The sequence below is a fragment of the Chitinophaga qingshengii genome (genome assembly GCF_014529935.1).
In the GTDB taxonomy this organism is placed as follows: Bacteria; Bacteroidota; Bacteroidia; order Chitinophagales; family Chitinophagaceae; genus Chitinophaga; species Chitinophaga qingshengii.
Window position 1 is genome coordinate 873,052 of the sequence record NZ_JACVFC010000002.1, and the last position, 20,813, is coordinate 893,864.

Annotated in this window: 17 protein-coding genes; 8 read left to right on the top strand and 9 right to left on the bottom strand. The window is 48.6% G+C overall.

From position 1 onward, the window contains the following. The first annotated feature begins 76 nt into the window (after positions 1-76). Positions 77-1,012, top strand: coding sequence for a bifunctional riboflavin kinase/FAD synthetase (locus ICL07_RS18830; RefSeq protein WP_188089564.1), 936 nt, complete (start codon positions 77-79; stop codon positions 1,010-1,012). Here ICL07_RS18830 and ICL07_RS18835 read toward each other — a convergent pair. Genes ICL07_RS18835 through ICL07_RS18850 form a run of 4 tightly spaced genes read right to left on the bottom strand, consistent with a single transcriptional unit; the run spans position 1,009 to position 3,350 of the window. Next, entirely contained in the window at positions 1,009-1,290 is a 282-nt protein-coding gene (locus ICL07_RS18835; RefSeq protein WP_188089565.1) for a hypothetical protein, read from the bottom strand. The two genes, ICL07_RS18830 and ICL07_RS18835, sit on opposite strands and share 4 nt — an antisense overlap. 33 nt (positions 1,291-1,323) lie before the next feature. Beyond that, entirely contained in the window at positions 1,324-1,593 is a 270-nt protein-coding gene (locus tag ICL07_RS18840; protein WP_188089566.1) for a hypothetical protein, read from the bottom strand. A gap of 15 nt (positions 1,594-1,608) precedes the next feature. Further along, a complete protein-coding gene (holA, locus tag ICL07_RS18845) occupies positions 1,609-2,604 on the bottom strand; it encodes a DNA polymerase III subunit delta (protein ID WP_188089567.1) in 996 nt (331 codons plus the stop codon). Between the two features lie 20 nt (positions 2,605-2,624). Next, positions 2,625-3,350 (bottom strand): ribonuclease H-like domain-containing protein, encoded by a 726-nt coding sequence (locus ICL07_RS18850; RefSeq protein WP_188089568.1) that lies wholly within the window; start codon positions 3,348-3,350, stop codon positions 2,625-2,627. A gap of 101 nt (positions 3,351-3,451) precedes the next feature. Here ICL07_RS18850 and ICL07_RS18855 point away from each other — a divergent pair, with 101 nt between their 5' ends. Together ICL07_RS18855 and ICL07_RS18860 are read left to right on the top strand one after the other, a co-directional pair. Next, a complete protein-coding gene (locus ICL07_RS18855) occupies positions 3,452-4,414 on the top strand; it encodes a hypothetical protein (protein WP_188089569.1) in 963 nt (320 codons plus the stop codon). Between the two features lie 512 nt (positions 4,415-4,926). Next, complete coding sequence (locus ICL07_RS18860) at positions 4,927-5,313, top strand: response regulator (RefSeq protein ID WP_188089570.1); 387 nt, start codon at positions 4,927-4,929, stop codon at positions 5,311-5,313. Positions 5,314-5,397: 84 nt separating this feature from the next. Here the strand turns inward: ICL07_RS18860 and ICL07_RS18865 are convergent, their stop codons facing one another. Beyond that, positions 5,398-7,041, bottom strand: coding sequence for an ABC-F family ATP-binding cassette domain-containing protein (locus tag ICL07_RS18865; protein WP_188089571.1), 1,644 nt, complete (start codon positions 7,039-7,041; stop codon positions 5,398-5,400). A gap of 161 nt (positions 7,042-7,202) precedes the next feature. On the opposite strand from ICL07_RS18865, the gene ICL07_RS18870 reads away from it, so the two are divergent. Further along, complete coding sequence (locus ICL07_RS18870) at positions 7,203-7,874, top strand: carbonic anhydrase (protein WP_188089572.1); 672 nt, start codon at positions 7,203-7,205, stop codon at positions 7,872-7,874. 11 nt (positions 7,875-7,885) lie between these two features. Continuing rightward, positions 7,886-8,701 (top strand): glutamate racemase, encoded by an 816-nt coding sequence (gene murI, locus ICL07_RS18875; RefSeq protein WP_188089573.1) that lies wholly within the window; start codon positions 7,886-7,888, stop codon positions 8,699-8,701. A gap of 163 nt (positions 8,702-8,864) precedes the next feature. Here murI and ICL07_RS18880 read toward each other — a convergent pair whose 3' ends face one another. Together ICL07_RS18880 and ICL07_RS18885 are read right to left on the bottom strand one after the other, a co-directional pair. After that, the gene (locus ICL07_RS18880) at positions 8,865-10,910 is read right to left on the bottom strand and encodes a S9 family peptidase (RefSeq protein ID WP_223151990.1); all 2,046 of its coding nucleotides are present in this window, start codon (positions 10,908-10,910) and stop codon (positions 8,865-8,867) included. 175 nt (positions 10,911-11,085) lie between these two features. Continuing rightward, positions 11,086-12,474, bottom strand: a complete 1,389-nt coding sequence (locus ICL07_RS18885; RefSeq protein ID WP_188089575.1) for a Gfo/Idh/MocA family protein — start codon at positions 12,472-12,474, stop codon at positions 11,086-11,088. 227 nt (positions 12,475-12,701) lie between these two features. Between ICL07_RS18885 and ICL07_RS18890 the strand changes: the two genes are divergently transcribed. Genes ICL07_RS18890 through ICL07_RS18900 form a run of 3 tightly spaced genes read left to right on the top strand, consistent with a single transcriptional unit; the run spans position 12,702 to position 17,936 of the window. Next, positions 12,702-15,476, top strand: coding sequence for a TonB-dependent receptor (locus ICL07_RS18890; protein WP_188089576.1), 2,775 nt, complete (start codon positions 12,702-12,704; stop codon positions 15,474-15,476). Between the two features lie 12 nt (positions 15,477-15,488). After that, a complete protein-coding gene (locus ICL07_RS18895) occupies positions 15,489-16,859 on the top strand; it encodes a hypothetical protein (protein ID WP_188089577.1) in 1,371 nt (456 codons plus the stop codon). 45 nt (positions 16,860-16,904) lie between these two features. Continuing rightward, a complete protein-coding gene (locus ICL07_RS18900; protein WP_188089578.1) occupies positions 16,905-17,936 on the top strand; it encodes a phytase in 1,032 nt (343 codons plus the stop codon). A 72-nt stretch (positions 17,937-18,008) separates the two neighbouring features. Here ICL07_RS18900 and ICL07_RS18905 read toward each other — a convergent pair whose 3' ends face one another. Continuing rightward, positions 18,009-18,773, bottom strand: coding sequence for a succinate dehydrogenase/fumarate reductase iron-sulfur subunit (locus ICL07_RS18905; protein ID WP_188089579.1), 765 nt, complete (start codon positions 18,771-18,773; stop codon positions 18,009-18,011). 65 nt (positions 18,774-18,838) lie between these two features. Continuing rightward, positions 18,839-20,812, bottom strand: coding sequence for a fumarate reductase/succinate dehydrogenase flavoprotein subunit (locus ICL07_RS18910; RefSeq protein ID WP_188089580.1), 1,974 nt, complete (start codon positions 20,810-20,812; stop codon positions 18,839-18,841). Between the last annotated feature and the right edge of the window lies 1 nt (position 20,813).

The window sequence follows — 20,813 nt, forward strand, 5'->3', positions numbered from 1 at the left end:
AAAAGTAACAGATTCCCTGCAGAATGCCCGCTGAATGTGTTAGATTTGCATGGCATTTTTGATGTTATTGAATTATATGCAGGTTCACAGGGACTTAAAGCATTTACCGGAAATCCGTAATGCAATTATCACGATAGGCACTTTTGATGGCGTACATGCAGGGCACCGCTTCATTATACAACAACTGGAGCAGGCTGCTGCGGAGTGTGACGGAGAGACCGTGATCGTCACCTTTGACCCGCATCCGCGGGAAGTACTGGCGCCCCGCCCCAATAATATCCGGCTGCTTACCACTTTACCGGAAAAGATCGCCCTGCTGGAACAGGCCGGTATTGATCACCTGGTGGTAGTGCCTTTCACCCAAGCCTTCTCCGAGCTTTCTGCCCGCGAATACCTGGAAGATTTCCTGGTAGCGCGTTTCAAACCACATACCATTATCATCGGCTACGACCACCGTTTTGGCCACAACCGCGAAGGCGGACTGGAACTGCTGGAAGCAGAACAACAACAATACGGTTTCCGGCTGCTAGAGATTCCCCAGCAGGTGGTCAACGACCTGACGGTGAGCTCTACCAAAATCCGTAAAAGTTTGCAGGAAGGCGAAGTATTACTGGCCAATGAGTTACTGGGGTACCCGTATTTCCTGAGCGGCACCGTGGTTCATGGCGATAAAATGGGCCGGCAGCTGGGTTACCCTACCGCCAACCTGCACCTGAACGACGAACGGAAACTGATCCCGGCAGAAGGTATTTATGCCGTATGGGTGAAAGCCCCCGGCCATGACGAGCTGTTACCCGCCGTGATGAGCATCGGCTTCCGCCCTACCTTCAATGGCACCGACCTTCGCCTGGAAGTCCATTTGTTTGATTTTAATGAAGATTTATACGGCCAGGAGCTGACCATTTACTTCGTGGAATATATCCGTGCCAACCAGAAATTTGACGATATTAAAGACCTGATCGTGCAGATGGACAAGGATTCTGCGCAGTCCAGGAAGATTCTGAAGCGTTAAAATTCTTCTCCCAGAAATTCAATCTTTTCTTTTTTCTTCTCTACCCGCGGGCGGCAGAGTTTATATCCTTTGTATAAACAAAACCAGGTTATAGCGAGGAAGATGCAACCTACCAGCGTCAGAACGGTCCATACGATGACCTTTGTAGTAGTGTCTTTCGGCATAACATGATTGGTGTCTGCAATGGCTTGCCAGATATAAGCCAGGTCGAATATTGCCAGTAAAAATCCTACTATCAGTAATAAAACGCCTAAAATGCCACGTAGTACAGGATGCATAACAATGTCAGTTTTAAGTATAGGTATGAAAGCTTACAGGTCTTCCCCCAGGAATTCGATAGGCTTCTCTTTCTTCGGCGGTTTCAGTAATTTATAGGCCCTGTAGAAGAAATAACAGCTCAATGCCAATCCGCCCAGCAACATTCCCCCCGACTGCAGTACATAGGTGGTGGTATAACCGCCGTTTTTTATGACAGGGTGGAGCTTTATCATCATCCAGATAAATGTGACACTGGCGTACAGTGCATAAAACCCGCCTATCAGTACCAAAATACCAAGTAATACACGTAATACAGGATGCATCTCAGATGAATTTAATCAGTGCATTATTTTATACATCAGTTCTTTCATCAGTTCACCATCTTCCACGCCGGCATCATTGATACCGATGCTCCGCAGGTTATACTGGTGCAGCAGCAGGATGGCCTTCTCTGCGCCTTCCGGGCCATATTGACGGGCAGCGGCCATATAATCTTTCACAAAAAACGGGTGTACGCCCAGGGTAGCTGCAATTTCCTTTTCGCCGCCTTTCACCCCGAATACGAGGTTTACCTTCGCAAAGAAGTTATACAGGGCGGGCAATGTCATCTGGATAGGCGCCGCTTTGGGATTAGCCGCAAAGTAGGAGATAATACGGAACACCTTATCGGCATTTTTTTGTCCGAGGGCGTTTTGCAGTTCAAATACGTTGTATTCCTTGCTGATACCTACATATTTTTCGATATCCCCTTCATCTATTTTTTTGCCGGCAGGCAGGTTGACCAGCAGTTTATCGATTTCATTGGCGATGCGGGACAGATCGTTGCCGATATGATCAACCAACAGGATAGCCGCTTTTTGTGTGATAGCCAGTTCCCTGCCGCTGACGAAGGCTTCCACCCAGGCAGGCAGCTGGTTGTCGTACATTTTTTTGGTAGACAGCAGTACGCCTTTTTCCTTGATAAGTTTGGCCATTTTACTGCGGCCATCTATCTTACCCTGTTTATGCGCCACCACAAACACGGTGGAAGGCATAGGATTATCGATATAGGCTTCCAGTTTAAGCAGGTCGCGCATGGCCTGGGCTTCCTTGAGCACCACCACCTGTTTTTCCGCAAACATGGGATAGCGGCGGCAGGAATTGATAACAGCCGTCCAGTCGGTATCTTTCCCGTATAATACGGTGAGGTTAAAGCCTTTCTCCGCTTCATCGAGCAGGTGGTGTTCGGCGAAGTTGGTCACCTGATCGATAAAAAACTCTTCCTCCCCTTCCAGCCAGTAGAGGGGCCGGTATTTCTTTTGTTTCCAGTCGCGTATAATATCCTGATATTCCATTGATCTGTGTTTTTGCCTGCTTATTTTACCAGGACGAGCTGGTCTTCCCGCAGCAGGGGCAGTCTTTTAAACCGGAGCAGCAGTTGGGCTACCGCGGTGACATCTTTCTGGCAATAAGCCACGATTCTTTGCAGGTCGTGTGTTTGCCAGTAAACCTTTCCCACCATGCTACCGTCGATATCGTCTTTGGGCGTTTCAATGCCCAGTACCGCGGTGAGTAGTTTCAGGGAGGTATAATGCCGCAGGTCGCCGAAGCGCCAAAGATGGAGGGTGTCCAGCATGGGCATTTCCCAGGGTTTGAAACCATGCAGTTGCAAAGGTTTGGGCAAAGATAACTGATGAATAACAGACCGGCGGCAAATAAAAGGAATATCAAATTCTTTTATGTTATGGCCGGCAAACTGGAAGTGGGGATATTTCTCATGGAATTTTTCCACTAATGCTAAAAAACCGTTTAGCACAATTGATTCATCGTCATCATAAAACGATTTCATCCGCAAATAATAGGCGCCATTTTCCAAATTAAAGAAGCCGACAGATATACATATAATTTTTCCAAATTCGGCGTAGATCCCAGCCCTGTCCGCATATAGTTCCGCTTCATTTTCTGATTCTGGCGCAGTTTTTGCCATTTTCTCTCCCCAGAGCCGCTGCAAATCATCCGGCAACTGATCCAGTTCCGCGGTGGCCGGTGTGGTTTCTATGTCCAACAATAGTAATTGATCTAATGCAATATTGGGTAACACGTTTGAAGACTTTTATATGTTTTATAAAATAAAGATATTATTGTATTAATTTTGAATAATGATTTTTAACCATATAACAATTAAACATAAAACAAACGACTATGACTGAGAACACTTTTAACACACCTGCCCCGGGTTCACCCGGACCAGAAAAACCGCGCAGCCGCAATGGTCTAATTTACGGTATTTTAATTGCGGCACTGGCAGGTACCTGGATTTATATGCTCTACGACAAAAATAAATCCAGTGAGCAAATTGCACAAAAGACCGTTCAATTAGATTCTGTTTCTTCTTCCCGTGATGCCTTACAACAAGAGTATAACGCAGCTAACGCCCGTCTGGACGACCTGATTTCCCAGAATACCCGCATGGATAGTCTGGTAAAAACCAAGGATAAGGAAATTCAGGACATGAAAGCCCGTATTTCCAGTATCCTCAGCAACAAAAATGCTACCCAGGCACAGCTGGCAGAAGCCCGTCGCCTGATTGAACAGCTGAAAACCAACATTGAAGGTTACCAACAGACTATCGAGCGTCTGGAAGGTGAAAAAATTGTACTGGCAGGTGAAAGAGATGTGGCCCGTAAAGAAAGGGATTCTGTAGGCGTAGTAAAAGACAGCCTGAATAAAAAAGTAGACCTGGGTTCTGTATTACATGCTTCCAATATCCAGTTGCTGCCGCTCCGTATAAAACATAACGGTAAAGAAGTAGAAACTTCCAAAGCCAAACGTGCTGACATGATGCGCGTGAGCTTCGACCTGGACGACAACAGGATCGCCCCTACCGGTGACAAAGAAATTTTCGTAGCCATCACAGCGCCTGATAACACACCGCTGGCGGTAGAAGCACTGGGTTCCGGCCGCTTCACCCTGGAAGATGGTACCGAGAAACTGTACACTACCAAAAAGACTGTAGCTTATGTAACTGGTCAGAAACAATCCGTAAGCATGGATTGGAAACAAAACTCCGATTACAAAGTAGGCGATTATACCGTTGAAATTTATCACAACGGTTATAAAATCGGTCAGGGTAAAGTTACCCTCAAAAAAGGTGGGTTGTTCTAGTACGATAAGATATCAACATAAAAAAGCAGGACAAGTGATATTGTCCTGCTTTTTTTATGAGCGCCCAATTCCGTTACATGCCTCCAAACATCCCCATTGCGGATCAAGAATAGATTTCTCTCAAAACCCGCCAGCAATGCGGATGATTGATATTTTTTTCACGGCATCAAATTGTTAACGATTAGTTATTGATAAAAAGTTATATATAAAAATAAAATTAAATTAACGTTCTTTGCGACTATAATTACAAAATAGCCTAAGCCACCCAAAATGGTGGAGAACCGGGACCAATGCTTTTGAATCGAGGATGTGACCTGAATATATGTACCAGCTTTAACCCGTTTTATGTCATGAAAACGATCTGCGATTTCAGTATTTGTTATACCCTGGAATTCGTAGTCATTGAATGCGAACAGGAACACTGATACAGGAAACACTCCCTTTTTTTGTGTGCCGATGCTATTTGTGACCGGATGAGTTCAGCAGCCCAATTAAAACTAAGCATGGAAGACATGAACAAAATAGTGTACGTTGTAGATGATGATGAGATTTTTCATTTCATTATCAAAAAAATGTTGGGACAACAGGACGATAACCTTGTCATCACTTCCTTCCTGTGTGCTGAAGAAGCGCTGGAACAGTTAACCAACAATCCACAGCCCACGCTGCCCTCCCTGATCATCCTGGATATGAATATGCAGCGGATGAACGGATGGGACTTCATAGAGGCTTACCGGGGGCTCAAATCATCGCTCAAAAACAATATTCCTATTATCATGTGCTCCTCCTCCGTGGACGTGCGAGACATGCAGAAAGTACAGCATACCCCTGAACTAATGGCGTATATTACCAAGCCCTTAGACAAACACAAGATGAAGGTAATTGAAGAATACCTTTGATCATTACCAACCACTATTCCAACTTAAAAAGCGAAGACCTGAGCAAATGCTCAGGTCTTCGCTTTTATGCAATATTTGTACTTATTAAGCTAATACCGCGTTACCATACATTTCTTCTCTCAGTACTTTTACGCGCTCATCGGCCAGGTATTCGTCGAAGGTCATCATACGATCGATGATGCCTTTAGGCGTCAGCTCAATGATACGGTTGGCTACTGATTGCATGAACGTATGGTCATGCGTGGTGAACAGCACAATACCCTTGTAGTTGATCATGCTTTCGTTGAAAGACTGGATAGACTCCAGGTCCAGGTGGTTGGTAGGTTCGTCCAGTACCAGTACGTTAGGGTCCTGCAGCATCATACGGCTCACCATACAACGTACTTTTTCACCACCGCTCAGTACGGATGTTTTCTTCATGATTTCATCGCCGGCGAAGAGCATTTTACCGAGGAATCCGCGCAGGAAGGGTTCATCCACGTCTGTTACATGCGCAGGCACGTATTGACGCAGCCAGTCCATCAGGTTCAGGGAGGCATCGGTGAAATAAGCGGAGTTATCGTTGGGCAGATAAGCGCTGGTAACGGTAGTACCCCATTCCAGTTTACCGCTATCGGCCGGCAGTTCGTTGTTGATTACCTGGAAGAAGGTAGTCAGCGCCAGGTGGTCTTTAGACAGGAAAGCGATCTTATCGTTTTTATTCACGGAGAATGTTACGTCTGTAAAGATTTTACGGCCGTCGATCGATTTTTCCAGTTTTTCCACGTTCAGGATCTGGTTACCTACTTCACGCTGTTGTTTGAAGATAATACCCGGGTATTTACGGTTAGAAGGCTGGATATCTTCAATCACCAGTTTTTCCAGGGCTTTCTTACGGGAAGTAGCCTGCTTACTTTTGGAAGCGTTGGCGCTAAAGCGGGCGATAAAGTCCATGAGGTCTTTCCGCTTATCTTCCATTTTTTTGTTCTTATCCGCGATCTGGCGGGCCATCAATTGGGAAGACTCGTACCAGAAAGTATAGTTACCGGAGAAAATCTGAATTTTAGCGCGGTCTACGTCGGCCACATGCGTACATACGGCATCGAGGAAGTGACGGTCGTGGGATACCACGATCACGATATTTTCGTAGTCGGCCAGGAAGTTTTCCAGCCAGCCGATGGTTTCCACGTCCAGGTCGTTCGTGGGCTCATCCAGCAGCAGGATATCGGGGTTACCGAACAGTGCCTGTGCCAGCAGTACCCGCACTTTCAGGCTACCGGCGATGTCTTTCATCAGTACGCCGTGCAAGTCTGCATTTACGCCCAGGTCTCCCAGCAGCACGCCCGCATCACTTTCTGCAGTATAACCGCCCATTTCGCCGTATTCTGCTTCCAGTTCACCGGCACGCATGCCATCTTCCTCAGAAAAATCTTCTTTGGCATAAATGGCATCCTTTTCATTGGCTATTTCCCACAGTTTCCGGTTGCCCATCAATACTGCATTCAGTACCGTAACCTCATCAAACTCAAAGTGGTTCTGTTTCAGTACGCTCATGCGCTCTCCGGGAGTGATTTCCACGGTGCCTTTGTTCGGCTCTATTTCGCCGGACAATATTTTCAGGAAGGTAGATTTACCCGCTCCATTAGCCCCAATCACACCATAACAGTTCCCTTTCGTGAAATTGAGGTTTACTTCGTCAAACAATACTCTCTTACCGAAAGAGAGCGTTACGTTTTTAACACTGATCATGCTGGCTATTTGTAAATTTTGAAGCTGCAAAGGTACGAATACTATAACTGGATTCCAAGTTAACAGATCTATATCAAAATCAATATTTAACGATTGGTTTTTAAGGGTTTGCATTCCAATAACCATTCTGTACGTATCTTTAGCGCTAAAAATATCACTGCATGACAACTTATAAACAGGTATTTGAAAACAACCGCCAGTGGATATCCTCCAAACTGGCCACAGACGCGGAGTTTTTTGAAAAAATGGCTGACACTCAGTCCCCGGAGTACCTTTATATTGGCTGCAGCGATAGCCGGGTACCTACCAATGAAATCATGGGCCTGGGTGCCGGTGAAGTATTTGTGCACCGTAACATCGCTAACGTAGTGCCCAATACCGACCTCAACGTTATGGCGGTTATCAACTACGCCGTGGTACACCTGGAAGTTAAACACATCGTTGTCTGCGGCCACTACAACTGCGGAGGGGTGAAAGCGGCCATGCAACCCAAAGACCTCGGCATCCTCAACCCCTGGCTGCGGAATATCCGCGATGTATACCGCCTGCATATGGACGAGCTCAACGCCATCACCGACGAGCACGACCGTTACAATCGCCTGGTGGAACTCAACGTCCAGGAACAGGCCATCAACGTGATCAAGACCGCCGCCGTACAGAAATCCTACCTGGCTAAAGGCTACCCTACCGTACACGGATGGGTGTATGACGTTAAAAACGGCTTATTGAAAGATCTGGAAATCGACTTTGAAGGCGTATTACACGAAATCCAGCGGATATACGATCTCACCGGTTCCGGCCTGATGCAGAAAGACAAAGACATTAATCAATAAAGCATACCATCATGGGGCCTATCGGCGTTTTTGATTCCGGCTACGGCGGACTCACCGTTCTCAAGGAAATCATCGCGGAACTGCCGCAATATGAATACATCTACCTGGGAGACAATGCCCGCGCACCTTACGGTAACCGTGGCTTTGATACCATACACGCCTATACGCTGCAGTGTGTACAACAACTGTTCGATATGGGCTGCCCGCTGGTGATCCTGGCCTGTAACACCGCCTCTGCCAAAGCATTGCGCACCATCCAGCAGAAAGACCTGCCCCGCATAGCTCCCGACAAACGGGTGTTGGGCGTAATCCGTCCTACTACCGAGATGGTAGGCACGCTCACCCAAACCGGCGAAGTGGGTATCCTGGCTACCAAAGGAACCATCGCCTCTGAGTCGTACCCGATAGAAATCAAGAAGTTTTTCCCGGAAGTACAGACTTATCAGCTGGCCTGCCCCATGTGGGTACCACTGGTGGAAAATAATGAGCACGAAAGCGCCGGCGCCGATTTTTTCGTGAAGGAGTACCTGGATAAAATCCTCTCCCAGTCGTCCAACATAGACACACTGGTACTGGGATGTACCCACTACCCCCTGCTGATGAAAAAAATCAAACAATATCTTCCGGGAGGCATTACCGTGCTCTCACAAGGCAAGATTGTGGCCCATAGCCTCAAAGACTACCTGAAAAGGCATCCGGAAATGGAATCCCGCCTGAGCCGCCAGGCGCAGCGCCGGTTTTTCACCACCGATGATCCGGGTATTTTTGATGTGATGGCAGAGATCTTCTTTGGGAAAGCGGTGCAGTCGGAGAAAATACTCGTATAGGGTTCTCGCAAAGGCGCAAAGCAGCAAAGAGCGCAAAGATTATTAAAGCGAAAATAAGAAAGCAAAGGAGCGAAGATCAATGTTGGTCTTCGCTCCTTTGCTTTCTTAAAAAAACTTAACAAATAACTTTGCACTCTTTGCTGCTTTGCGCCTTTGCGAGAAACTACTTCGCGAGTTTCAGCAAAAATGCATATTCCAACGCCACTTCCTTCAATGCCTCAAACCTTCCGGAAGCGCCGCCATGGCCCGTTTCCATATCCGTATGCAACAACAGCAGGTTGTGGTCTGTTTTCAGTTCCCGTAACTTGGCCACCCATTTGGCAGGTTCCCAGTACTGTACCTGCGAATCATGGAGACCGGTGGTTACGAGCAGGTTGGGATAGGCTTTCGCCACTACGTTATCATACGGAGAATAGGACTTCATGTAGTCGTAGGAATCCTTGTTTTTAGGATTTCCCCATTCATCGAACTCACCGGTCGTCAACGGAATGCTTTCATCCAGCATGGTCGTCACCACATCTACAAATGGCACCTGCGCCACCACGCCATGGAAGAGATCCGGCCGCATGTTGATCACCGCGCCCATGAGCAAACCGCCGGCACTGCCGCCCATAGCGTACAACTGACCAGGGCTGGTATAGTTTTCCTTCACCAGGTAGCTGGCGCAGTCGATGAAGTCCGTGAAAGTGTTTTTCTTTTTAAACATCTTACCATCTTCATACCACTGACGGCCCATTTCCTGACCACCGCGTATATGCGCAATGGCAAAGGCGAAACCACGGTCCAGCAGGCTAATACGATTGGAACTAAACGCAGCATCCAGGCTATGGCCGTAAGAGCCGTATCCATATAGCAATAACGGGCCTTTGCCGTTTTTATGAAAATCCTTTTTATAGACGATGGAAACCGGAATTTTGGTACCATCGGTGGCAGTCGCCATCAGCCGTTCGGTAGCGTAGTTTTTGGGGTCATAGCCGCCCAATACTTCCTGCTGCCGTTTCAATTCCTGTTTGCCGGTTTCCATGTTATAGTCGTACACGGAATTAGGCGTGATCATAGAGGTATAATGGTAGCGCAATTCCTTGCTGTCCATTTCGGGGTTGGCGCCCACATAGGCATCGTAGGCCGGTTCAGCGAAAGCAAGGTATTTATCTGCATGTGTTTTATCGTCCACTACACGGATCTGGGTAAGGCCGTTCTTTCTTTCTTCCAGCACCATAAAATCCTTGAACAATTCGATGCCACTCAGCAGCACATCGCTGCGGTGGGGGATCACTTCTTTCCAGTGATCACGGCCGGTTTGATTCAAGGGCGTTTCCATCAGCCGGAAATTCAGCGCATTCCAGTTAGTGACGATGTAGAACTTATCGTTTTTATGATCGATATCGTACAACATGTCTTTGGTACGGGGCTGAAAAACGGTGAAAGCGCCATCCGGTTTGGAGGCATCGAGTATCCGGCTTTCGGAAGAAAGGGTGCTGCCGCTGTGGATAACGATATATTTACCGGATTTGGTTTTTTGTACGTTGAGGCTGAAGGTTTCATCTTTCTCGTGATATACTTCCTTCTCTGCGCTACTGCCCAGGGTGTATCGCATGATACGGTCGGCCCGCAGGGTAACGGTATCTTTACGGCTGTAGAAGATGGTTTTGTTATCGTTGGCCCAGCAGGAGCTGCCCGTAGTTTCCATCACTACATCCGGCAACAGTGCACCTGTTTCCAGGTTTTTGATATGGATGGTATAACGGCGACGGCTAACCGTATCAATACCATACGCCAGCAGTTTGGTATCGGGACTAACGCTTAGTCCGGCTACCTGGCAATAAGCGTGGCCGGCGGCCAGTTCATTGACGTTAAGGATCACTTCCTCCTCTGCTTCCAGGCTTCCTTTCTTGCGGCAGTAGATGGGATATTCTTTTCCTTTTTCATACCGGACATAGTAGTAGTAACCGTTTTTCAGATAAGGTACGGTCATATCTGTTTCCTTGATACGGCCTTTCATCTCTTCAAACAGTTTAGTGCGCAATTCCTTTTCGGGCGCCATCACAGTATCGAGGTAAGCATTTTCCGCTTTGAGCCAGGACAGTACTTTGGGGTCTTCCCGGTCATTCATCCAATAGTAGTTGTCAATTCTCGTGTCCCCGTGCATCGTCAGTTCCTTCGGTATCTTTTCCGCAACGGGTGGCTGGAGGTTCTCCTGATTATTCATATTTTTTTTCTTTTCGTGACAAGACATGAACACAATTCCTGCAAGTAAAAGTAAACTTACCTTTTTCATGTAAACAGGTTTTACTCAATTTAAGCAATTGCGGGCGATATTTTCCGCATAAAAAAGCGCCATGGAAAGAATACCATGACGCCCATAATGTTTGATATGATTGTGCTTAACCTACTACCTTCATTTTCACCGGGTCCCAGCGCAACTGCTTTTTGCTGAAGTAGCTCTGATTCGTTACCAGGGCTGGTCCGGCAGCACGGAGACCGAAAGTAGCATCTTCCACTACGGCCTTGCCTGTACGCATAGATTCAAAGAAGTTTTTGAAGTGGTCCAGGCGGTCGTCGTAACCGGCTGGCGCCGCGTAGCTGCTGGTGGTTTCAATGGGCTTGCCATCGTTGGTACCGTAGCGGGCATTGTATGCTTTTACGTATTCGGCCTGTTGTTTTCCGGAGAAGGTACGGAAGGTATCCCATCCGCCGTAGCCGGGCGCTTCAGGCAGTTTATGTTTTTTTATTTTGAAGTCGTTCCATCCGAATTCCAGTACCCCGTCGGTACCGATCAGGCGCGTATAATCACCGCCACCGCTGCCGTCAGCGAAGTTAACGCGGAGCGTCATCTGGAAGGCCGGGTGTTCTTTGGTTTCAGGGTAGTCGAAGATGGCGACTACTACGTCCGGTACATCGCGGCCATCTTTCCACTGTACCAGGTTACCGCTGGCATAGATGCTGGTGGGGCCAAGTGAGCCGGTGATGAAGTGCAGACCGGAAATCAGGTGTACAAACAGGTCGCCGGGTATACCGGTGCCGTATGCCTGATAGTTACGCCAGCGGAAGAAACGTTTGGCGTCGAAAGGTATTTTCGCCGTGTCTTTGAGGAAAGCGTCGAAGTCCACAGTTGCCGGCGAAGCATCCGTAGGGATGGAGTACTGCCAGGCACCCAGGGCACTGTGGCGGTCCATACGGGCTTCGACTACGTTTAACCGGCCAATTTCACCAGCCTGGTAACGTTTACGCGCCTCCGCCATGGCGATGCTGCTCACACGCTGGCTACCCACCTGGAACACCGCTTTAGTGCGTTGCTGGGTGGCGATTACTTTATGTCCTTCTTCAATCTGTTGTACCATGGGTTTTTCGCAGTAAACAGCTTTACCTGCTTCCATGGCCGCAATAGAGATAGTATCATGCCAGTGGTCGGGCGTAGCCACGATAATGGCATCGATATCTTTCCGATGCAGCAGCTCGCGGTAGTCGCGGGTGGTGAATACCTGGGAACCGTATACTTCTTTTACCCGGTCGAGGTGGCCGGTATACAAATCCGCCGCGGCCACGAACTCCACGCCTGGTACTTTAATAGCCGTATCCACATCCCCAAAGCCCATGATGCCCATACCTACACAGGCAACACGGATTTTGTCGTTAGCGGAGAAATTGTTTTCCGGTTGCAATATCGTTACCGGTTCATTTTCCTGACCCAGGGCGGCCAGATGGCCAATGCCCAGCAGCGCCGCTGTGCTGCCTATATGTTTGATAAACTTCCTGCGGGATTCATCTGACATAATAATAAGTTTTTAAAAGGAACACCATGATAATAAAAAAAATCAGCAATGTATCATCCGAATTATGAGCGGTCAATACGTCATTTTGATGGCCTGCTAAAACGCTTCAGCGTGTTTGCGGAAACTTAATACAAACTTCACAATTCCTTCATAAACACTTAACGGCCTCTATAGTGCTATAGTGCTGGAAGAACGGTTATTTCGCCCCCGGATAAAACCTTTTCTGTATGAGATTATTTTTACCACTACTTCTTTTCATGTTGTGGGGATTTGGTGCTATGGCACAGACAACCACTTCCGTGAAGGGCAATGTAACCGACAAACAAACAGGGCAGCCGCTGACAGGTGCAGCGGTAAAACTGAAAAACGAACACTATACCGCCTCCGGCACCACCGGTCTGGATGGTAGTTTCGTATTTCGCAACGTACCTGCAGGAGCGTATGAGATCAAAGTGAAAGACCTCGGCCATCATGAAGTGGAACAGAAAATCCGTTGTGAAGGAACAGTACACACGGTGAATGTTGCGATGGAACCTAAAGACGTGGCGCTGAACACTCTCACCGTTATCGGCAAAGGTGACAAAGGCAGCGAAAAAAGTGCCCTGAAAACCGTTCAGAAAGCAGACATGGTACTCAACGCCGTATCTGCCGCCGCGATACAGGTATCCCCGGATATCACCATCGCCAACGTGATGCAGCGTGTATCCGGCGTATCGCTGGAACGCAGCAACAACGGCGATGGTCAGTACGCCATCATCCGTGGTATGGATAAAAGATACCAGTATACCCTGATCAACGGTATTAAAATCCCCAGCCCGGATAACAAAAACAGGTATGTCCCGCTGGATATCTTCCCGGCCGACCTGGTAGACCGCCTCGAAGTATACAAATCTATTACCCCCAGCATGGAAGGCGACGCCATCGGCGGCGCTACCAACATGGTCATGAAAGATGCGCCCAAACATTTTATGCTGAATGGCAACGCCGCTATCGGTTACGCACAAACGCTGTTTGATAACGACTTTACCCGTTTCAGCAGAAGCGGTTCCGCCAAAACCTCCCCCCGTATTCGCATGGGCAACAACTACGAAGCCAACATCAGCGAGTTTACCAATAACCCGCTGCACCTGAATACCGGTAAAGCACCTGTAGCCAGTGTGTTTGGCATCAGCGCCGGCGGCCGCAGCAAAAACGGTAAACTGGGTGCTATCGCAGGCATCAGCTATCAGAATACCTATCGTTCCAATCAATCATTATACCTGCAAACAGAAGTAGATAAAAGCAACAACGAACCTGCTTTTACTGCCGCCAAAAACAGAGAATATTCTATCCAGCAACAACGGGCAGGCATGCACGCTAAAGTGGATTACCGGTTCAATGACGACCAACACATCTCCCTGTATGCTGCCTATATGAGCCTGGGGCAAAACCTCTTCCGCTTCAGTTCCGACACCAGCCTGGAGCTGGGCCGCACCGTACCGGGTTCCGGCAGGGTGAGCAACAACTACCGCAGCGAACGCAGCGTACAACAGATCAGCAATTTCACCTTACAGGGTAACCATAAAGTGGCTGACCAGCTGTATATGAACTGGTCTGCCGTGTACTCCAAAGCTACCGCCAACGTACCTAACCGCACTGAACTCAATGTAAACACCGGCGTTACCCCGCAGAAGGACGGCTCCCTGAAACAACAGCCGGTATTACTGGATGCACTGGAAGGCGTTACCCACGAATGGTCCCGTAACTCTGATGAAGATAAAAGCGGTTACCTCAATTTCACCTATTCTCCCAAAATCGGTAACATACAGCCGGAAATTTCCGTAGGTGGTATGTACCGCAACAAACAACGCCATAGCTACTATGACGAATACACGCTGCGCCCTGACTCTACCACACAGCCTTTCTTCGGCAATATCGATGACCACCAGCTTACCCTGTTTAACAGAGTAGGTGCACCTGATAATGCATTGAACTACGATTTCACCGAAAACGTAGGCGCTTATTACGGTCAGGTAAAATTCCAGATCGGCCGCCTGCAAACCCTTGCCGGTGTGAGAATAGAGCATACCAAAGCCACCTGGGCATCTGCCGTACCGGCCAACGTGGAAGGTAAAACCGGCAGTGTTAAATATGTAGACGTACTGCCCGGCATCCACTTCAAATACATGCCGGATAACAAACAGAACGTACGCCTCTCCTACTACTCCGCTATCAGCCGGCCCGGTTTCTATGAAACCATTCCTCACCGTGGTGGTGATCCGGACCAGGACTATCCTGAAGTGGGCAATCCTTACCTGAAAAGAGCCACCTCCGATAACTTCGATCTGCGTTACGAATATTTCCCTAAAGCGCTGGACCAGCTGCTGGCAGGCGTATTCTACAAACGCATCAAAGACCCGATCGAATCGGCTCTGGTACAGAACGGCCGCAGTATCAACCTGATGAGCGGCAACTTCGGTACCGCTACCAACTATGGTTTTGAACTGGAAGCCACCAAGTATATCCGCAAATTTGGTATCCGCCTGAACTACACATTCACCAACTCTTCCATCACCAGCAATAAAATGCTGTGGTACCGCGAAGACAACGGTAACATCACCCAGAAAACCGTTAGCCAGGAACGTCCGTTGCAAGGGCAATCCAAGCATATCGGTAACCTGTCGCTGCTGTACAAGGACGCTCACTCCGGTTTCGATGCACAACTGGCCATGGTATATACCGGCGAACGTATCGACATCGTGTCCCAGTTCCTCAACAACGATATCTGGCAGAAAGGATTTGTACAACTGGATTTCTCTACTGAAAAAAGAATCTGGAAAAAACTGTATGCCTATGCCAAAGTGGGTAACCTGTTGAACACGCCGTACGAGCTTTTCATTAAAAGCCCCAACACGGAAAAATCTGCTGCCGGCGTACCACAACAAACCGTTGGTAAAAACGCTTCCGTACGCAAAAACACTTACGGTCAGACTTACCTGCTGGGCCTGCGTTTCAAACTCTAAACCACTAACATCATGAAATTACATACCTATATACTTGCCGCCATTGCTACCAGTTCCGTACTTACAGCCTGTCATAAGGAAGCTGTAGTAGAAGTATCCAAACCAGTGATCACGCCCAGCAAACCTATTACTTCCGATACGTTGTCCGGCGCCATCCAGGGTACTTTGTTAGCCGGTAAAACCTACTATTTCGCTACCGATATCACTATCAACGACGGTGATACCCTGTTCCTGCAAAGTGGTGTAAAACTGATTGCCCTCGGCGATGGCAGCAGTCAGCTGAAAAGTCCGCAGATCACGGTGAACGGTAGTTTGATCAGTCTTGGTACCAAAGAAGCGCCTAACTATATCACCGTATCAGAAGCGCTGCGTACGCCTGAAAACGCCTTCAAAGGCATCTGGGGCGGTATTCAGTGTACACCAGCCAAAGACAAACAGGGTGGTGACCTGATCCTGAAATGGACACACCTGGAATATGCCGGTGGTCCTGTAGCCATTGGCAACGACGTATACAAAGCAGGTGATCCCCGCTATATGATTTACTTCGCCAATGTAGACAAGAACTTCATCCTGGAAGACAGCTGGATCACCGGCAGCAAGGACGATGCCATCCGTACAGATGGCGGCCGTATCAGTATCATGCGCAATACCTTTGAAATGTGCGGTGAGAAAGGCGGCGAGGCGCTGAACATGAAATCCGGCACTATCGGCGACGTGGCCTATAATGTAGCTATCGGCACTGCTACCAACGCTTTCAAGGTCTCCAACTCCGGCGATAAAACCATACAGGCCAATGTGAATATCTATAACAATACCATGATCAATTGCGGTTTCCGTCAGACCAAAGAAGGTCGCGGTGGCGGTATCAACTACGAAGCATTCGCCAAAGGCAAGGCATTCAATAACCTCTTTATCAATTGTCGTGTAAGCATGCGCGTAGTAGGTGGCGCCGGTACCGGTGCAGACCTGGCCAACCTCAGCTATGGCAATAACCTCTATTACGGCAACGCCCCTACGCTGGTAACACAGTTCAATGCTACCGATGGTGTTTCTACCTTCGGCGCCACCGATATTCACGGCGATATCAAACAGAACAGCCCTGTTTTCTATGCCTATGATGTAGATCAGTTTGACTACGCCACCCTGGGTGGCACCAACAAAGCGCCTGCTGTTAGCTGGAAACAACAGGCATTACCATTGCTGCGCCAGGGAACTTCCAACTTCCGTATCAGGCAAGGTTCTCCCGCTATTGGAAAAGGTAACACCCAGTTTGCACCGATGAACATCACAAGCATGAAAAATGAAGGCGCCGCTGCCGAAGTAACCCGTCCCGGGAAGGATTTGGGTGCTTACCAGCTGGATGGCACCGGCAACCAGCATTAATATTTACGGATTTTTTGATTTTGGAATTTTTTGATTTTGGGATATATGAAATACGGAATAATGGCAGTAGCCGGTATTATTGTTGGTTTGGCTGCCTGCAAACATAAAAAAACGATACCGGCGCCGGCTGCAGATGCCGTTAAACCCGTAGCCGTAACCGCTGCCACGCAGTACGACAGCGATGATCCGGCTATCTGGATCAACAAAACAGACAGTAGCAAAAGCCTGATCATTGGCACCGATAAAAACACCCATGGCGCTTTGTATGTATACAACCTGGATGGCCAGATCGTAAAAAAGATAGAAGGCCTGAAACGGCCTAACAACGTGGACATCGCCTATGGTTTATTACTGAATAATCAACCGGTGGATATCGCTGTTACGACTGAACGGGAAACCAATAAACTGCGTATTTACCGCTTGCCTGATATGGAGCCTGTTGACAACGGCGGACTGGAAGTATTTGCCGGCGAAAAAGAACGTGGTCCGATGGGTATCAGTTTGTATACCCGTCCGGCTGACAAAGCCATTTTCGCTATCGTGAGCCGCAAATCCGGTCCTGCGCAGGGTTACCTGTGGCAATACCAATTGACTGACGACGGCAAAGGGCAGGTAACGGGAACGGTAGTACGTAAGTTTGGCGCTTACAGCGGTAAAAAGGAAATAGAGAGTGTAGCGGTGGACAATGAGCTGGGTTATGTATATTATTCCGATGAGCAGACCGGCGTTCGCCGTTATCATGCAGATCCGGCGCAGGGCGACCAGGAGCTGGCGCTCTTTGGCAGCGGGGAGTTCAAGGCCGACAACGAAGGGATCAGCATTTACAAAACAAGCGACAGCACCGGTTATATCCTGGTATCTGACCAGGATGCCAATGCATTCAACGTATATCGCAGAGAAGATGCGAAGCCGGTATTACTGGCCAAAGTACCGGTGTCTGCTATCAACAGCGATGGTTCTGACGTAGTGAATGTGAATCTGGGGGCGAAATATCCGCAGGGTATTTTTGTAGTGATGAGCACCGACAAAACCTTTCATTACTATGACTGGCGGGATATTGCCGCGAGGATAAAATAGTGCACTACTATCATACAAAAACGGCGCAGGTAAAATACCTGCGCCGTTTTTTATTGCATTATATGGTCAAGACTATTTCTCAGAAGTAAAGCCGGCACCAATGAATTCCCGGTTGAGGCGGGCGATATTGGTGAGGGAGATTTCTTTCGGGCATTCTGCTTCGCAGGCGCCGGTGTTGGTACAGCTACCAAAACCTTCCTTATCCATTTGCGCCACCATGTTGAGGGCGCGGGTTTTGCGTTCCGGATCGCCCTGTGGCAGCAGTGCCAGCTGGGATACTTTCGCAGATACGAACAGCATAGCAGAAGAGTTCTTACAAGCCGCTACGCAGGCGCCGCAACCGATACAAGCCGCTGCAGCAAAAGCCAGGTCGGCGCTGTGTTTATCTACCGGGAGGCAATTCGCATCCTGTGCGTTACCCGTGTTTACAGAAATATAACCACCTGCTTCGATGATACGGTCAAAAGCAGTTCTGTCAACCGTCAGGTCTTTCAGTACAGGGAAAGCGCCGGATCTCCAAGGTTCTACCGTGATGGTATCACCGTCTTTGAAAGCGCGCATATGCAGCTGGCAGGTAGTAGTACCAGCCCATGGACCGTGTGCGCGGCCGTTGATATGCATAGAGCACATACCGCAGATACCTTCGCGGCAGTCGTGGTCAAATGCAACAGGTTCTTTTCCTTCGTTGATCAGTTGCTCGTTCAGCACGTCAAACATTTCCAGGAAAGACATTTCAGAAGAAATGTTTTTTACGGAATATGTTTCAAATCCACCCTGAGCATTGGTATTTTTTTGTTTCCACACCTTTAAGGTGAGGTTCATGTTATAATGTTCCATATTCGCTGGACAATTATTTTATTTTATAATTCCGGTCAACCGTTAGGCAGTCTGGCCGGTAATCCTTATTTGTAGCTACGTTGAGTTGGTTTACATTCTACGAATTCCAGCGGTTCTTTGTGGAGTTCGTACTGGCCGTCGCCTTTGTATTCCCATGCAGCTACGTAACTGAAGTTAGCGTCGTCGCGTTGTGCTTCACCGTCCGGAGTCTGGGACTCTTCGCGGAAGTGGCCACCGCAGGATTCGCGGCGGTGCAGTGCGTCGATACACATCAGTTCACCCAGTTCCAGGAAGTCGGCAACGCGGCCGGCTTTTTCCAGTTCGGGGTTAAATTCATTTTCACTGCCCGGGATACGCACATCTTTCCAGAACTCAGCGCGCAGCGCTTTGATTTCTTCGATGGCTTCTTTCAGACCTTGTTCGTTACGTGCCATACCGCACTTATCCCACATGATCTTACCGAGTTTTTTATGGAAGTGGTCTACAGACTTGGTGCCTTTGATAGACATCAGTTTGGAGAGGGTGCTCTTTACTTTATTTTCGGCTTCCACGAAGGCCGGATGGTCTGTTGGGATGGGTTTGGTGCGGATTTCGTCAGCCAGGTAGTTACCGAGTGTGTAAGGGATGACGAAGTAACCATCAGCCAGGCCTTGCATCAGCGCGGAAGCGCCGAGGCGGTTAGCTCCGTGGTCAGAGAAGTTGGCTTCACCGAGGGAGTACAGGCCGTCTACGGTTGTTTTCAGTTCGTAGTCTACCCACAGGCCGCCCATGGTATAGTGTACCGCAGGATAGATACGCATGGGTTGTTCGTATGGGTTTTCGCCGGTGATTTTAGCGTACATATCGAACAGGTTACCGTATTTCTCCGCTACTACTTCTTTACCCAGTTTAATGATTTCAGCTTTGGAAAGATTGGAGAGCTGGCGTTTACCGGCTTCAATGTTACCATAACGTTCGATCGCTGCGGCGAAGTCGAGGTATACCGCTTGTTTGGAAGTACCAACGCCATAGCCGGCATCGCATCTTTCCTTGGCAGCGCGGGAGGCCACGTCGCGGGGAACGAGGTTACCGAAGGCAGGGTATCTTCTTTCCAGGTAGTAGTCTCTTTCATCTTCCGGAATATCGCTGGCTTTGCGGGTATCGTTTTGTTTTTTAGGTACCCAGATACGGCCATCGTTACGCAGTGATTCTGACATGAGAGTCAGTTTGGACTGGTGATCGCCGGATACGGGGATACAGGTAGGGTGGATCTGTGTAAAGCAGGGGTTAGCGAAGTAAGCACCGTTTTGGGTAGCTTTCCAGGCTGCCGTTACGTTAGAACCCATCGCGTTGGTAGACAGGTAGAAAACGTTACCATAGCCGCCGCTGCAGATCAGTACGGCATGGCCGAAATGGCGTTCCAGTTCACCGGTAACGAGGTCACGGGCAATGATACCGCGTGCTTTGCCGTCTATCTTAACGATATCGAGCATTTCGTGGCGGGAATACATTTTCACGTTACCCAGGGCTACCTGGCGTTCCAGTGCGGAATAAGCGCCGAGCAGCAGCTGTTGGCCGGTTTGACCAGCCGCATAGAAAGTACGTTGTACCTGCGTACCACCGAAAGAGCGGTTGCTGAGCAGTCCACCGTATTCACGGGCAAAGGGAACACCCTGCGCCACGCATTGATCTATAATATTGCCACTCACCTCCGCCAGGCGATGCACATTGGCTTCGCGGGCGCGGTAGTCGCCACCTTTTACTGTATCATAAAACAGACGGAAAACAGAGTCACCATCGTTCTGGTAGTTTTTAGCCGCATTGATACCACCCTGGGCAGCAATACTGTGCGCACGGCGCGGGCTATCCTGAAAGCAGAATGCTTTAACCTTATACCCCAACTCACCTAATGAAGCCGCTGCTGAAGCGCCGGCCAAACCAGTACCAATCACGATCACTTCGAGGCTGCGCTTATTGGCAGGGTTCACCAGTTTACAATGTCCTTTATAGTCTTCCCATTTGTTGTTTAACGGGCCGGCTGGAATTTTTGCGTTCAACATA

Excerpts from the sequence above, each read along its gene's own strand:
- ICL07_RS18880 (WP_223151990.1), bottom strand. The coding sequence starts at position 10,910 with ATGAATAATCAGGAGAACCTCCAGCCACCCGTTGCGGAAAAGATACCG.
- ICL07_RS18870 (WP_188089572.1), top strand. The coding sequence starts at position 7,203 with ATGACAACTTATAAACAGGTATTTGAAAACAACCGCCAGTGGATATCC.
- murI (WP_188089573.1), top strand. The coding sequence starts at position 7,886 with ATGGGGCCTATCGGCGTTTTTGATTCCGGCTACGGCGGACTCACCGTT.
- ICL07_RS18835 (WP_188089565.1), bottom strand. The coding sequence starts at position 1,290 with ATGCATCCTGTACTACGTGGCATTTTAGGCGTTTTATTACTGATAGTA.
- ICL07_RS18890 (WP_188089576.1), top strand. The coding sequence starts at position 12,702 with ATGAGATTATTTTTACCACTACTTCTTTTCATGTTGTGGGGATTTGGT.
- ICL07_RS18860 (WP_188089570.1), top strand. The coding sequence starts at position 4,927 with ATGAACAAAATAGTGTACGTTGTAGATGATGATGAGATTTTTCATTTC.
- ICL07_RS18830 (WP_188089564.1), top strand. The coding sequence starts at position 77 with ATGCAGGTTCACAGGGACTTAAAGCATTTACCGGAAATCCGTAATGCA.
- ICL07_RS18885 (WP_188089575.1), bottom strand. The coding sequence starts at position 12,474 with ATGTCAGATGAATCCCGCAGGAAGTTTATCAAACATATAGGCAGCACA.
- ICL07_RS18855 (WP_188089569.1), top strand. The coding sequence starts at position 3,452 with ATGACTGAGAACACTTTTAACACACCTGCCCCGGGTTCACCCGGACCA.
- ICL07_RS18895 (WP_188089577.1), top strand. The coding sequence starts at position 15,489 with ATGAAATTACATACCTATATACTTGCCGCCATTGCTACCAGTTCCGTA.
- holA (WP_188089567.1), bottom strand. The coding sequence starts at position 2,604 with ATGGAATATCAGGATATTATACGCGACTGGAAACAAAAGAAATACCGG.
- ICL07_RS18905 (WP_188089579.1), bottom strand. The coding sequence starts at position 18,773 with ATGGAACATTATAACATGAACCTCACCTTAAAGGTGTGGAAACAAAAA.
- ICL07_RS18910 (WP_188089580.1), bottom strand. The coding sequence starts at position 20,812 with ATGTTGAACGCAAAAATTCCAGCCGGCCCGTTAAACAACAAATGGGAA.
- ICL07_RS18840 (WP_188089566.1), bottom strand. The coding sequence starts at position 1,593 with ATGCATCCTGTATTACGTGTATTACTTGGTATTTTGGTACTGATAGGC.
- ICL07_RS18865 (WP_188089571.1), bottom strand. The coding sequence starts at position 7,041 with ATGATCAGTGTTAAAAACGTAACGCTCTCTTTCGGTAAGAGAGTATTG.
- ICL07_RS18900 (WP_188089578.1), top strand. The coding sequence starts at position 16,905 with ATGAAATACGGAATAATGGCAGTAGCCGGTATTATTGTTGGTTTGGCT.